The organism is Pararhodobacter sp. SW119 (genome assembly GCF_017811755.1).
Classification (GTDB): Bacteria; Pseudomonadota; Alphaproteobacteria; order Rhodobacterales; family Rhodobacteraceae; genus Pararhodobacter.
In genome coordinates, this window is sequence record NZ_JADDJF010000070.1 from 1 (window position 1) to 12,703 (window position 12,703).

13 protein-coding genes and 3 pseudogenes are annotated in these 12,703 nt (G+C 63.6%); 8 read left to right on the plus strand and 8 right to left on the minus strand.

Annotation, left to right across the window (positions count from 1 at the left end; genetic code table 11):
* Positions 1–747: pseudogene (locus tag IM708_RS18910) on the minus strand (RNA polymerase subunit sigma-70); the annotation flags it as partial.
* A gap of 147 nt (positions 748–894) precedes the next feature.
* Here IM708_RS18910 and IM708_RS18915 point away from each other — a divergent pair.
* Entirely contained in the window at positions 895–1,038 is a 144-nt protein-coding gene (locus tag IM708_RS18915; RefSeq protein WP_209428125.1) for a hypothetical protein, read from the plus strand.
* Between the two features lie 797 nt (positions 1,039–1,835).
* Here IM708_RS18915 and IM708_RS18920 read toward each other — a convergent pair.
* The 3 genes from IM708_RS18920 to IM708_RS21740 all read right to left on the minus strand — a co-directional run bounded on the left by IM708_RS18920 (position 1,836) and on the right by IM708_RS21740 (position 3,467).
* Positions 1,836–2,396, minus strand: a complete 561-nt coding sequence (locus tag IM708_RS18920) for a glutathione S-transferase family protein (RefSeq protein WP_209428126.1) — start codon at positions 2,394–2,396, stop codon at positions 1,836–1,838.
* A gap of 292 nt (positions 2,397–2,688) precedes the next feature.
* Complete coding sequence (locus IM708_RS18925; protein ID WP_348525005.1) at positions 2,689–3,078, minus strand: YccF domain-containing protein; 390 nt, start codon at positions 3,076–3,078, stop codon at positions 2,689–2,691.
* Positions 2,961–3,467 (minus strand): DUF6282 family protein, encoded by a 507-nt coding sequence (locus IM708_RS21740; RefSeq protein ID WP_348525006.1) that lies wholly within the window; start codon positions 3,465–3,467, stop codon positions 2,961–2,963. Before IM708_RS21740 ends, IM708_RS18925 begins: the two co-directional genes overlap by 118 nt.
* Between IM708_RS21740 and IM708_RS18930 the strand changes: the two genes are divergently transcribed.
* Positions 3,399–3,548: a hypothetical protein gene (locus IM708_RS18930; protein ID WP_209428128.1), complete on the plus strand. Its 150-nt coding sequence runs from the start codon at positions 3,399–3,401 to the stop codon at positions 3,546–3,548. The genes IM708_RS21740 and IM708_RS18930 overlap by 69 nt on opposite strands.
* Before the next feature lie 6 nt (positions 3,549–3,554).
* Positions 3,555–4,028: an SDR family NAD(P)-dependent oxidoreductase gene (locus IM708_RS18935; RefSeq protein ID WP_209428136.1), complete on the plus strand. Its 474-nt coding sequence runs from the start codon at positions 3,555–3,557 to the stop codon at positions 4,026–4,028.
* A 33-nt stretch (positions 4,029–4,061) separates the two neighbouring features.
* On the opposite strand, the gene IM708_RS18940 is transcribed toward IM708_RS18935, so the two are convergent.
* Positions 4,062–5,663 (minus strand): winged helix-turn-helix domain-containing protein, encoded by a 1,602-nt coding sequence (locus tag IM708_RS18940; RefSeq protein WP_209428129.1) that lies wholly within the window; start codon positions 5,661–5,663, stop codon positions 4,062–4,064.
* Positions 5,664–5,738: 75 nt separating this feature from the next.
* On the opposite strand from IM708_RS18940, the gene IM708_RS18945 reads away from it, so the two are divergent.
* Both IM708_RS18945 and IM708_RS18950 read left to right on the plus strand, forming a co-directional pair.
* Positions 5,739–7,262, plus strand: coding sequence for a hypothetical protein (locus IM708_RS18945; protein WP_209428130.1), 1,524 nt, complete (start codon positions 5,739–5,741; stop codon positions 7,260–7,262).
* A gap of 34 nt (positions 7,263–7,296) precedes the next feature.
* Complete coding sequence (locus tag IM708_RS18950) at positions 7,297–7,602, plus strand: methyltransferase domain-containing protein (protein WP_209428131.1); 306 nt, start codon at positions 7,297–7,299, stop codon at positions 7,600–7,602.
* Between the two features lie 70 nt (positions 7,603–7,672).
* Here the strand turns inward: IM708_RS18950 and IM708_RS18955 are convergent.
* Both IM708_RS18955 and IM708_RS18960 read right to left on the minus strand, forming a co-directional pair.
* Positions 7,673–7,852 (minus strand): annotated as a pseudogene (locus IM708_RS18955) (IS5/IS1182 family transposase); the annotation flags it as partial.
* A 198-nt stretch (positions 7,853–8,050) separates the two neighbouring features.
* Positions 8,051–8,632, minus strand: a complete 582-nt coding sequence (locus IM708_RS18960; RefSeq protein WP_209428132.1) for a rhomboid family intramembrane serine protease — start codon at positions 8,630–8,632, stop codon at positions 8,051–8,053.
* Between the two features lie 278 nt (positions 8,633–8,910).
* Between IM708_RS18960 and IM708_RS18965 the strand changes: the two genes are divergently transcribed.
* From IM708_RS18965 to IM708_RS18975, 3 genes and pseudogenes are all read left to right on the plus strand, one after another.
* Positions 8,911–9,852 carry a diacylglycerol kinase family protein gene (locus IM708_RS18965; protein WP_209428133.1) on the plus strand — a complete coding sequence of 314 codons (942 nt, stop codon included), beginning with the start codon at positions 8,911–8,913 and terminating at the stop codon, positions 9,850–9,852.
* The gene (locus IM708_RS18970; protein WP_209428134.1) at positions 9,849–10,676 is read left to right on the plus strand and encodes a metallophosphoesterase; all 828 of its coding nucleotides are present in this window, start codon (positions 9,849–9,851) and stop codon (positions 10,674–10,676) included. The genes IM708_RS18965 and IM708_RS18970 overlap by 4 nt, the downstream gene beginning before the upstream one ends.
* An 883-nt stretch (positions 10,677–11,559) precedes the next feature.
* A pseudogene (locus IM708_RS18975) lies at positions 11,560–11,811 on the plus strand (FAD binding domain-containing protein); the annotation flags it as partial.
* A gap of 522 nt (positions 11,812–12,333) precedes the next feature.
* On the opposite strand, the gene IM708_RS18980 reads toward IM708_RS18975, so the two are convergent.
* Positions 12,334–12,630 carry a hypothetical protein gene (locus tag IM708_RS18980; RefSeq protein ID WP_209428135.1) on the minus strand — a complete coding sequence of 99 codons (297 nt, stop codon included), beginning with the start codon at positions 12,628–12,630 and terminating at the stop codon, positions 12,334–12,336.
* Positions 12,631–12,703 lie beyond the last annotated feature (73 nt).

A 12,703-nucleotide genomic window follows, 5' to 3' on the forward strand; every position in this document is an offset into this window, starting at 1 on the left:
GCCGTCCATTACCCGGCCAGTAGTGTTCCACGACCTCAGGGCGTCCGCGGCGGCCATTACTTCGGACGTCTCCGCATAGCCCGGTCGCGAGGGAATAATGGTTCTCAGGGAGACCGAGCCGGGGTCTCGCGAACCGTCGCGGATGCGGTCCATGGCGTCGAGGATCGTTTCGACGGCGGTCTCGGAAGCCAGGATGCCCAGCTGGAGTTCCTGCTTGGCCCGCATCATTGGCTCCAGCAGTTGCAGTTCTTCTGATTTGTCCATCACGAAGCGCTGTGTGCCGGGAAGCCGCTTCCGACGCGTAAGGGCTGCCTCTATCGCGCCAGCAAGGTCATCGGACGATGTGTCTGAGACGGCGTCCCAGATGTCAGCATCATGCCCCGTCGCCTGAGCGAGATCGAAGCCAGCTGCTTCCATGTTGCGCTGAAGATTGATGCGCAGTTCCTCGAGATCACCATTCCCTTCGCAATGGGCGACCAGGCGGTCGATATCGTCGAGGGAGCACCGACCCTTTGCCAGAATCTCCTCTGCCCAGGTGAAGCAGAGCTCCGGGTCGATCGACATCCGCGTGCCGGTCTGGACGACAGCGCGTTTGACCGATTGCCGGCCGCGGTTCCGGACTTTCAGGAAGTCGTTCTCTGCACCATGATCGGCCGTCACCGCGGCGCTGGAGCCGATGCCTTCTCCAGCAATCGGCGCAGCTGAAAGGTCGAGATCCCAATCCCCGTCCTCGTTATCCGAAACCACTGGTGACGAACTGATGAGCGCTACGAATGTCCCCGATGCCGTGCCCGCGTACTTATCGAAGAACTCCTCTGGTTCTGCCTCAGCCTCGAAATTCAGGAGGTCATCGAGATCGTCAGTCGCATCACCGAAGCCTACATCCGCACGCGCGTGCCGCTCGCACTCCTCGCGCCGAAGATCCAGTCGGCAGTTCTGGCCGGCACCCAGCCGCCGGAACTCACCTTGGAGCGTATCGTGCGCACCACGCTCCCGGTCGACTGGCAGGACCAGGAACGGCTTCTGGGCGTGGTCTAAGCCCCGAACGGCGCCTTCCCTCGCGATCCCTGATATGCCAATTCCCTTCCCTGTTCAGCTGGAAGAATTCCCTGTTCCAGTTTGTAGGGAAATCTCTCTCAACGTACTGATCTGGCGTAGCCTTTCTAGGCGCGATTCCGGAAAACTGACCGGAATCCGCACGAATACGCTGTAAAACCGCCGGGATCAGGGAAATCACCGAAAACCGAAGCGCGCAAATCTGCGCACTGAGACAGCCGCGCGGAAAGACCGGCAGACGCAGCTGTCGTAAAGTCTCAATGGAAAAACGCCCGCCGCAAGCGACCGAAACAGCGCGGGAATTCCTCGCAAAACGAAACAGGGACGGAGTGGTGGGGGTGCGTGGCTGGGGCGGTAGGATTCTATGCTATGTTATTGATTCGTATATATTATATGCCAAACAATAGTATATGGTGTCAAGCCGGAAGCTCCGGAAATGCCGAGATGTGTTGCACGTTGTGCTGTACGAGAACGCTGGTCGAAATTGGTCGACGATATCTTCAAGTTGGCTGCTTGCCCAATGGACTCAGGGCTTGACTGACTTGAGCGGACTCCGTCGTTTTCCGGGACGCAGCATAAGACCGGTACCCCATCAGAAAAGTGCGCATCCCGCCAACGAAACAGTCCTCTTTCCGTACGCGTTTCAGAGCTCCATCACGCAAGAACTATCGTAGGACTCAAAGCGCGGCAGATCTTGAACGCTGCGCCGCGCCGGTTGCTATACTGGTCAGAGAAAGCCAGGGGAAAGTTTGGTCAGGCGCGCTCGGCGAGTACCCGTCTCACACCGAACGAGGGTTCGCTGCGCCCCAGGCGGCCTGATAGGCGGGTCGCGCTGCGCAGCGGGACAGGTAGGTCGTCAGCGCGGGGTGATCTTTCAGCGATTGCACCTGGGCGGCAACCGAAACCGAATAACCGACCTGGCAGTCAACTCCGGAAAAGTCGCTGAGCAGCCAATCCGAACCCCTCAGCGATTGCTCCAGCAGGTCAAGTGCGGACAGAAGCCTGACCATTGCCGCAGGTTCGTCCCGGCGCGCGACGTGCTGAAGGAGCGTCTCGGCGAAGTGCAGCCAATCCAGCCAGCCGACCCGACCTGCCGCACCTGGAGCGCGCCAGAGATGAGGCGCGCGGGTTTCGCAGAGCCACTCTGTCATTGCGCCCGTCTCGTGCATCGTGTGCTCGCCGTCGCGAAGCGCGGGCACGTGAGGCGGATGCAGCATCTCGTCAACGGTGCCGGAAGACGCCATGCTCTCCAGTCGATACGGACAGCTGATCTCCTCGAGCAGCCAATGGATGCGGGTCGAGCGGGAGCGCGGCACATGCCTGAGGGTGAGCTCGATCATGGACCTGGCCTTTCACCGGGAACGCGCGGCGCGGCGCGGCGGTCATCGAGGGAGGCGCGTTCCGAGGAACGTGGCGCAAGATCCACGCTGTGCCAAGTCTTTCCGGAACCCTTGTTCAGGATAAGCGACCTTTGGAGCGAGCTATTCCTTGCGATAGTCCCATCAAGTGGTTCCCGCGCCCGGGCAGCAGCATTTCTGGAAAGAATGCGCCCTCATTTTGTTTCGGCAGCGATCATCGCCGGGAAGGCGCATGCCATGCGGCGTGCAACGGGCGGGATGCGGGGCGCCGGCTCTATCGGCGCGGCACCACGGTGCGTCCCACCGGCCAGAGCGCGAAGCCGGCAAGCTTCAGATGCGCCCAGGCGAAGGGGATGCCGATGATCGTCACGGCCATCGCGACGGCGCTGATCAGGTGTCCCAGCGCCAGCCACCAGCCGGCGAGCACGAGCCAAATGATGTTGCCAATAAAACCCAGCGGGCCGGTGCCAAGGTCCGAGCGGCCGAACGCGACGTCGCGGCTTTCGGCTCGGTTGCCGAAGGGCATGAGCGTGTAGGCTGCGGTGTTCAGCGCCGAGCGCGCCCAGGGCAAGCCAATGATCGAGATCGCCATGATGACAGCGGCCAGAAGCCATCCCAGCGCCATCCAGATCCCGCCGAGGACCAGCCAGAGAATGTTGAGAATGAGTGAAAGCATGTCAAGCGAACCCCGCAGTCGCGATCCGGTTCCCCCCGGCGCGACGGCACCGGCAAGTTGTACGCACCAATCCCTGTCGCCACAGATCCCTGCCGCTCGAGCGCCCAGCGCGCCGCGCGGCGTCCGCGCAGCGTGCGCTCTTCAGTCTCAAGACGGGCGCGCACCCTTGCACCCTGCTTGAGCGCATAGTCGACCGCGGACGGATTCAGTCCTCCCACCGGGTTGGTCAGTACGATCGAACCGAGGGCACGCGTCTGGAGCCCAAGGTTATCGTTGATCAAAGTGGCGATCGGCATGGAGGGGTAGTAATGGTCCTTCAGGAGGACAGCCTTCATGCCCACCGCATCAGCTTCCCGCAGGGCCTCGAAGTGATCCAGTTTCCGGGGGTGAAGCGACGGACCGCTGCGAACGTGCAGATCCACTGCTCCTTTCAGAAGCAACTCGACTCGTTGTTCTAAGTTCGTATCAGCGCGGGCGCATCGGTCGTGGTGAGCGACCTCAAGGCCGAGACTGCCGAGGCGGTCGCCGCTGAGATCGTGGCGGACGGGGGCGAGGCAGTGGGCCTCGCCTGCGACGTGACCAGAGAGTCCGACCTCGAGGCGGTAGTGAAGACCGCGCTCGACCGTTTCGTCAAGCTGTCGATCCTCGTCAACTACGCCGGCGGTAGTGGGCCCAGGCCCTTCGACATGCCGATGGACACGTTCCGCTGGGCCTACGAGTTGAACGTCTTCTCGCTGTTCCAACTCACCCAACTCGCCGCGCCGCACATGCCCCCCAAACGCCGCTTACAGAAAACCTGGAGGGCACCTCGAAAAATTGCCCTGACCCCGGTGCTGCGGTATCGACGATGCGATGAGCGTTGGCGGTTGAAGCAAGCGAATGGCGGCCAGCATCGTGCCGCGGCCCGCATCGAAACGCCCTCAGAGGGCGGTCCATAGCTGCGACTCGCTCGAATCTTCAGAGCCACAGGTTCAGGGCGGCATGCCTGCCTCGGACAGGCGAGAAAGCCAGCGCTCAAGCATGGGGGACGGCATCGCCTGGGCGCGCTTCGCCATGGCTTCTGCTCGCAAGGTCCAACGGGGATTCGAGGCCAGCCAGGGGCCAAGAGCAGCGCGCGCCCTTTCAACGCGTCCGAGTTCAAGCTGAACGACCGCATGCAGTTTCGTCATTCCGTCGGTGAGCCCCGGCGAAGCCATCAGCGACCGGAGCGCCTCGTCCGATGCCCCCATCCACCAATGGGTCTTGGCTTTCTGATACGCGACGCTCTTGTTTCCTCTGCGATTGATCCGCTCCGCGATGGCAATCAACTCAAGCGCGCGCGCCAAATTGCCAATATTCAGGTTCGGCGTGATCTGTCCCACGAGTACCATCGTAGAAGACGGATTGAGTGCGGCAGCCCGCTCGAAAGCTTGTATTGCGCGCTCGGTCTCCCCTTTGCCTGCCAGGCTCTTCCCAAGAGCGTAGTGGGCCAAGTAGTTGTCGGGCGCGAGGGCGAGAGCGCGGGCAACCAGGTCCTCCGCACGGGCGCTGGCGGCCGCGACGTCCTTGGTGAGCCAACCGTTGGCTATCCCGGTCCGAAGCGCGAGCGCCTGGCCAAAATGGCCCCATGCCGAGTCGGGATAGCGTTCGAGCGCGATGTCCTGTTCGCGAACGTTTCTTTGAAAAGACCTTGCCGAAGGATCGCGGATCATCCGGCTGCGAGCTGCATTCTCAATCAGCATCGCGCTCACATCACCTCGATCAATGTGCGCTTCGGCAATTTCGATGAGCTTGATACCAATGGCACTGGCAACTTGCCGTCCGATCGTGCGTGACAGCGCCAGAAGCTCCCCAAGATCAAAATCGAACTCTTCCACCCAGATACATGACATGTCTGCGGCCGAGACCAGCCTGATGCTCAGGCGCCCCATTTTTCCGTCACTGAGAACGGCCCCCGTCACGAGGTAATCGGCCCGTGGCCGGGACAGCGTCCAGACAAGTTTCGGAGTGGCTGACGTTCCGGAGTTGGCCGTGCGATGCATCAAGGTCATCTCGGGATAGCGGGCCAGGTCGGTGACGATCGCTTCGGCAAGCACGGCCCGGAGGCCGGGTGGCCCGGCACCGTGGGTGCCCAGATCCTCAAACGGGAGGACCTCGATGGCCGGTGCCCGGACGTCGCAGGCCGGACCTTCCGACGATCTCACGGCCCGGGCCGTATCTCCGGAACGCGCGCTGGCGGGTCTGCACCCGGGCGGAAGGACGAGCCGATAGCCCTGCCGTGGCACCGTCTCGATGATTTGCTTGCCATCATCCGCAAGAGCCCGGCGAATGTCGGCGATACAGTGCGCGATACTGTCGTCCGAGACGGTCTTCACATCCCATGCAGCCTCCGCCAGCGCACTTCGGGTGACGGTTTCGCCCCGGTAACGCATCAAGACCGACAACACCTCGCGAGACCGGAGGCGCAGCGCGATCTCTTGTCCGGAATGGTCCCGAAGGCGGCGCGTCTCGACGCTGAACACGGCCGCGCCCAGGTCGATTTCAGAAGATTTCAGAAAATTTCGTTTGAAAAACCGCACGCCGAACGCCTCCATCTACAGAATATCACAAAGTGCCCAACGGGCGATCCTCGATGTGGATTGGGTGTAAGCAACAGAGGGAATTCAGGAATGCGCAAAACGATACTCGGAACGACCGCCGCGGTTGGGGCGATGGTGCTGGGGCTCGGGCCTGTCTCGTCCCATTCACTCGATGCGATGCTGGAAGACCTCGAGCCGGCAGCGCTTGGCGAGGTCGACTTTGCCACATCCTGCACCACCGAGGGTCAAGAGAGGTTCCATGTCGGGCTGCTGCTCCTGCATCACATGATGTATCGCCAGTCCGCGGCGGCCTTCGAAGCCGCGGCAGAGGCGGACCCGAACTGTGCCATGGCCCAATGGGGAATCGCCATGACCAAGTTTCATCCCCTCTGGCCCGGCGGGCCGACGCCTGAGGAGACGGAGGCGGGACAGGCAGCCGCCGCCCGGCTGGAGCAGATGGAGCCGGGCACGGCGCGCGAGGCGGCCTATGCCGAAGCCGTGCAGGCGTTCTATGCGGGCAAGGATCTGACCTTTCGTGAACGTCTGGCAGCCTGGGCAGGCATGCAGCGCGAACTCGGCGCAGCCTATCCGGACGACCTGGACGCCGCTGCCTTTGACGCGCTGGCGCAACTGACCATGGCGCCGCGCGGCCCTGATGCCGTGCCCGTGCTGCGCGATGCCTCCCAGAGGATGGACGCATTGCGGGCCGAGGCACCGCGTCATCCCGGCGGGTATCACTACGCGATCCACGCCTACGACCACCCGGCGCTGGCCGAGATGGGGCTGGAGGTCGCGCGAAGCTACGACAGTATCGCACCCGAGGTGCCGCATGCGTTGCACATGCCGTCGCATATCTTCACGCGGCTTGGTCTGTGGGAGGAATCGGCGGAGTGGAACGCCCGCAGCGCGGCGGCGGTGCTGTCGCAAGCGGGCGACGGGATACTCGCCGATCACTACCCGCATGCTATCGACTATGCCGTCTACGCCAATCTCCAGGCTGGAGACGTCGCAGCAGCGCAGGCGCTGCTGGAAGATCTGGCGGAACGCACGAACCTCGAAGACACCTTCGGATCGGCCTATGCAATCTCGGCCGCGCCCGCCCGGATGCCACTGGAAACCGGCGATTGGGCCTGGGCGGCAGACCTGACGGCCGAGATGAGCCCGGCGATCACTTGGGCCCGCTATCCCCAGGCCGTGGCCATGCGCTGGTTCGCAAAGGGTATCGGCGCGGCCCGGTCGGGCGACGGTGATGCAGCACGCGTGGCATTGGCAGAGCTGGATGGTCTTCGCACGACAATGGCCGACCGCGAATTGGGCTACTGGGTCGCGCTTACCGAGGCGCAGATCGGAGCGATCGGGGCCTGGATCGCGCTGAACGAGGGCGATACGGACCAGGCCCGCGCGCTGATGACCGAAGCGGCAGAAAAGGAGGATGCGGTCGGCAAGGCTCCCGTTACCCCCGGTCATCTCCTTCCCGCCCGGGAACTCCTGGGCGACTTGCTGATGGAGCTTGGTGATAAAGGCGCGGCGGCGGAGGCCTACGAGGCCACGCTGAAGGTGTCGCCGAACCGGGCGAGGAGCTTGAAGGGTTTGGACGCGACCGGCGACGGCTGAGCGGCGGCCAGACCCGCGGCGGTGAAGGCCATTCGTGAGATTGGACTGGGAAGACTTTGCTCGGCCGTGGCTGGACGTCGCAGATGAACTGGAGGTTGCACATCGTCCGGTTCTGACGGCGCTCATGGAGGCAGCCCGCCTCGAACCCGGTGAACATGTGCTGGATGTCGGGTGCGGAACAGGTCCGGTTTTGCAGGCCGCTCTCCGTGCCGTCGGTCAGGGCGGACGCGTCACCGGGATAGATATCGCGCCACCCTTGCTGGCGCGTGCGGCCGAGCGGCTGTCCGGCACCGTGGAGTTGTCGAATGGCGATGCGGGCAGCATGGGCCCCGAACCGTAGGCCGTGTGTCCGCGATCAGCCAATCGGGGTGCAGGTCGAAGACGTTCCGCACCCGATCCACCATGGTCCGCAACTCCGGATCGATCGAGGGGCGCCCCGTGTGACTGTAGAATGGCGCCAGATGCGGACGAACGCCGCTCAGGTCGACGAAGCGATCGATCGAGCGCAGCAGGTGGTCCTGCGGAACGTGGTCTTCCAGCGAGAAGTCGTAGAACAGCGCGCCTTGCACCTGTTGCCTCGCTCCCATCATCGCCGTCACCCCCGCCAAGACAGGAGAATTGAATCAGCGATCACGCCGCAAAACAACCGGAGTTTTTCAACAGAGTATCCGCGTTGCCGTCATTCGCTTCACGAAACGCCGCGCGATGCACGAATGGCCGGTCTGGTGAAGCAGCGCCGCAGCGTTTGGCCTTGTCGCCAAAGTCCGGAGAGGGCCGAGTGTGCTGCTTCATTCCAGATTGACGGCGCCGAGGCGCGGAGCATGGACATGTGTTCGTACAAGGAATGCAGCAGCTGCGCCCGCGATAGCTCCGAACAGGTGGGCCTCCCAAGAGACGCCAAGTTGACCCGGCAAAACGCCCCAGAGAATGGAGCCATACAGGACACCGACCAGTAGTGCCGCGCCGAGCGTGACCGGCGAGCGATCCACCAGGCCGCGCGCCACAAGGAAGCCGAACCAGCCGAAGACCAGCCCTGACGCACCGATATGGATGGCGGAGCTTCCGAACAGCCAGACGAGACCGCCGCCGAGGCCAATCACCACGGCGTTCACAGCCAGCAAGGCCCGCGTGGCAGTGGCTACCAGCAGCCCACCCATCACCAATAGCGGCGGCGTATTCGCCATCAGGTGCGCGAAGCTTCCGTGCAGGAGCGGCATTGCGATGATGCCATCCAACCCGCTGACGTGCCGGGGGATCAGGCCGAAGGCCGGGTTGAAGCCGTAACCGATGATCCAGTTGACGACCTGGACCGCCCAGAGCAGTGCGACAAAGGCTGCAAGCGCCGTGGCGCGCCGAATGAAGGCGCCCATGTGATCCCGTTTCCTCATGTCGGCGAAAGTAGACGTCTTCACAGCGCCTTCAACGGCTTTCTCGCGCTGCACAGGAGGCCGTCTCTGAGAACGGTAGTTCAAGGCGGCCAACCTCTTCACAGCTCAAGCAAATCGAATGGCTACTTCCGGATAGCTGCAATGCGGCATCAGAGCCTGTTCTCTGTGACGGCTCTGGGCCGACACCAAACAGAACGCACTGCGGGGAACAAGTCGCGTGCTGGTTCGTTGAAGGGCTTCAAGCAAAAGCGAGGGATGAAATGGCGAAGCCCGAAGGCAGACCGGGACCGGACTTTGCCGTCATCCTGAACACGGACTCCGGAGACGGCGACCAGGGCGCATCGCCAGGCGAGATCGAGAGGCTTTTCACCGATCGCGATTGCGAGGTGCGTATTTTCTCGCTTCGCGCCGGCGGCAATATTGCCGACGCCGTTTCCAAGGCGATCGCCTCGGGAGCGAAGTGCGTGGTGGCCGCAGGCGGAGACGGCACGATTTGCGGGGTGGCCGGGGCGCTTGTCGGAACCGGCGTGGAACTCGGGGTGATCCCGCTCGGGACCTTCAACTACTTCGCGCGCGGCTGTGGCATTCCGCAAGAGGTCGATGAGGCGGTCGATGCGGTCTGTTGCGGCACCTCGCGACCGATCAACCTTGGCTCGATCAACGGCGAGGTCTTTCTCAACAACGCGAGCCTTGGTCTTTACGCCGCGATCCTTGCCCGGCGCGAGGGGATTTACCGAAAGTGGGGGCGCTCGCGTCTGGCCGCCTATTGGTCGGTCCTCGCCACGATGGCGACGGTACACCGACCGCTCACCATGCGGATCACCATCGACGGCGAGGTCCGGCGCGACAAGTCGCCGATGATCTTCGTCGCGGTCAGCGCCTATCAGCTTGACGAGTTCGGGATCGAAGGCGCCGACGCGATCCGCAGCGGCGAGTTCGCCGTATTGCTGGCGCCCAACTGCGGGCGCTTTCGCTTGATCTGGAAAGCGCTCCTGATCGCTCTGCACGGGGTCCAAGAGGGGCGCGACTTCAAGCTGCTGACCGGAAAGAACGTGGTCGTCGAAACGCGCCGATCCAGAGCCCTCGTGGCCCGCGACGGCGAACGGGAGCGCATGACCGCTCCGTTCACCTTCCGCCTGCTGGAGGACGCGATCCAGTTGCGGGTGCCGGACCCGGAGAAACCGACGGACGCCGCGCCTTGACCCGTTTGGTCTTGATTAGCGATTTGCACTTCGGACGGGACGATCCCGATCTCCTGGTGCCACTCACCCGCGCGATCCGCGAGGCCGAACCCGACCTCGTTCTCATGGCCGGAGATTTCACCCAGCGTGCGCGCGCCTCTCAGTTTTCCAAGGCGCGCCGGTTCATGGATGGGCTCGGCCTGCCCTGGATCGGGGTGCCGGGTAATCACGACATACCGCTCTACAATCTTTTCCTAAGGGCCTTCGATCCCTATCGAAGCTATCGGCGCTGGATCTCGCCGGATCTCGAGCCGCGGGTGGAACTGCGTGACGCCGTCGTTCTCGGCCTCGACACGACCGATCCGCTCGCCCATCAGAGGGGTCGTATCTCGGGGAGCGCCATTCGCCGGATCGGCGACGAGATCGGGCAAGCCTCCGGACGCCTGCCCATCGTCCTTGCGCACCATCCGTTTCACCACGCGTCGCAGGTTGAGAAACAGCTCATGCTCGGCGCACCGCGTGCCCTCGAACAGTGGGGCGAGAGGGGGCCGCATGTCATCCTGTCGGGCCATTTGCACCGCTGGCTGTTCGAACCCTTCGTCCGCCGCGAAGGCGAGAGCATGACGCTGCAACTCCACTGCGGTACCGGACTTTCGCACCGCCTCCGCGGTGAGGCGAATGACTTTGCCATCCTCGATTGCGCGGGCAAAGAGGTGGTGGCAAGCCGTATGGTGGCCGTGGAGGGTCGCTTCATATTCGAAATGGCGGTGAGGTATCATGCCTCGGACATCGGCTGGCGGAAGCTTTCCCCCGACGACCCGCAGCCTTCGGCCTCACCGAGTTGACACGCCCGCGTTGGTTTGAGGAGACTCCGCGCCAAACTCTCAGGAACGAACATTGGAAATCGCCCAGCTCGGTTAGCAAACTGCATGATTGGCGCGTGACTTGCTCCTTGCGTCGCGCCAAGGTTCAGGAAATCCTGTGCCGGCAGCCTGGGGGGCGCCGCGCAAGCCGAGGACCACGGAGGCGCTGATGAGCGCGTAGGTTGCGCTTGCGGTTTCCCGCCCCTCTGTGAAGCCGACCGCCGGGTCGACCGGCTCGGCCCTTTACTGCCGTTCAGCCCTCATGGCGTGCCGCGGTGCCGCTTCCTTAGACCGGCCATTCGTGCGTGCCGTTGCAGTTCCGCCAGGACAAGTCGGCGATGCAGGCGGTTTGGTGCCATCCACTTGACCGTGCATGAAGAGCAGTTGCCGGAACACAACGCTTTGTCACCGGTTGAATGTGGATACGGCCGCCGCATGGCATTCGACGACAACGAACCGCGGAGCGACGATCTGATATGAAGCGTTGATGACACTGTGGCAGTCTATCGTCGCGGATACGCTATGTGGTCGTGCGGCTACCTATGTATTCTTTTCTGATATGTTTGGCGGATGACTGATCGCTTCAGGCAGATGATGCACCAAGTTTCTGATCGCGTGCCGAAGTTCCTCGTCGAGTTGGGGAGTTTTTTCATTTATACGGCGCGGCGCTTCATCGCCGACGGGATGACTCTCTCAGCGGGCGCTCTGACCTTTTCAACTCTCCTTGCGCTTGTCCCACTGATAGTGATCGCGTTCGCGATCTTGTCGGGATTTGCCACGTTCGATCCGGCGAGAGCGCGGATGGAGGCGCTCTTCTTCGATATTTTCGTGCCCGAAGTCGGGGCTGAGGTCGGCAACTATCTGACGCAACAAGGCCACAACCGGCGGCAACCTGCTCCAGCGCACGCGCTGCTATTATTTCTACGACACCTCGCAGCCCTGCAACAAGCGCGACCCAGGCAGCGGCTGCGGCGCGATCGGCGGCTTCAACCGCATCCATGCGATCCTGGGCGCCAGCGAGCAGTGTATCGCGACGCATCCGAGCGACATGGCGGTGGCGCTGCTCGCGCTCGACGCCAAGGTCGAGACGGAAGCCCCCGCGAAGGTCAGGCGGCACCGGGCACTGCCACTCCGATAACCTGTATGCACTTGGCGCACGAGGTGACGCGCACCCCTGGTTGCCTCTTCGGCCGCTTCTTCACGGTACGCGAAGGAGGCCGAATCTGTGGACGCCTCTGGCGGCGCCGCGTCGGCAATGTGTCGGCGCCGAGCGCGGCGACGCCACTCTCGGTCGCGACCGCCAGCAGGCCCTTGAGGACGCGAAGACGGCAGGTCTCGCATCCGAGCGCGAGCAGGGATATGTCGCGGCGGTCGAGGCCTGCGTCTGGAGTCCGCCCTCCACGTCGGTCTCGCCACAGCAGCGAACAAACACGCAGCAGTCGCAGCGAATGACCGGAAGGTCCGCAAATTGCCCCTAACCTTTCGGCGTAAGCTCCAGTCCTCGTCAAGCCGCATGGGGCACAGGTCTCATCACCTACCTCGCGCGACGGCCGAAGTGCATCGGCAGGCGGCCGAGAGCTGCGTGATCAGACGTTCGCGGCTGTCCTGGCGGCGCGACGCTTCTCGGGCCGGGCGCGCTTTATCTGACGCTCAGGAGTTCCGCGAGGCGCAGGGCGTCGGAGACCGCGCCCTGGAGGTCCTCGATCCGGGCCTCCTCGGCCTGATCGACCTCGATCTGGCGGTCCAGCACTTCCGTCACCTGCCGGTCGACCTCGGGCGGAATGGTCCTTCCCGCGGTGGCGGCTTCGCCGCGCGCCATGGCAAGGGACTGCTTCGCTTCCTCCCATTCCCGCTCCCACCGCGCCATGCGCTCATCGGTGCCGGCGGTCGCCCCCTTGTGCCAGCCGGCGGCGGGGGCGGGGGCGTCGGGCGGCATCGCGGCGGGCTGGCACCCCGCGAGAACGAGCGCCGCGGTGAGGGAGGTCGAGAGAGCTCGCATGGGTCAGAGA

Coding starts and splice junctions, on each gene's coding strand:
- IM708_RS18920 (WP_209428126.1), bottom strand. CDS start 2,396: ATGATCGAGCTCACCCTCAGGCATGTGCCGCGCTCCCGCTCGACCCGC.
- IM708_RS18930 (WP_209428128.1), top strand. CDS start 3,399: ATGGTCCTTCAGGAGGACAGCCTTCATGCCCACCGCATCAGCTTCCCG.
- IM708_RS18940 (WP_209428129.1), bottom strand. CDS start 5,663: ATGGAGGCGTTCGGCGTGCGGTTTTTCAAACGAAATTTTCTGAAATCT.
- IM708_RS18945 (WP_209428130.1), top strand. CDS start 5,739: ATGCGCAAAACGATACTCGGAACGACCGCCGCGGTTGGGGCGATGGTG.
- IM708_RS18960 (WP_209428132.1), bottom strand. CDS start 8,632: ATGGGCGCCTTCATTCGGCGCGCCACGGCGCTTGCAGCCTTTGTCGCA.
- IM708_RS18965 (WP_209428133.1), top strand. CDS start 8,911: ATGGCGAAGCCCGAAGGCAGACCGGGACCGGACTTTGCCGTCATCCTG.
- IM708_RS18980 (WP_209428135.1), bottom strand. CDS start 12,630: ATGCCGCCCGACGCCCCCGCCCCCGCCGCCGGCTGGCACAAGGGGGCG.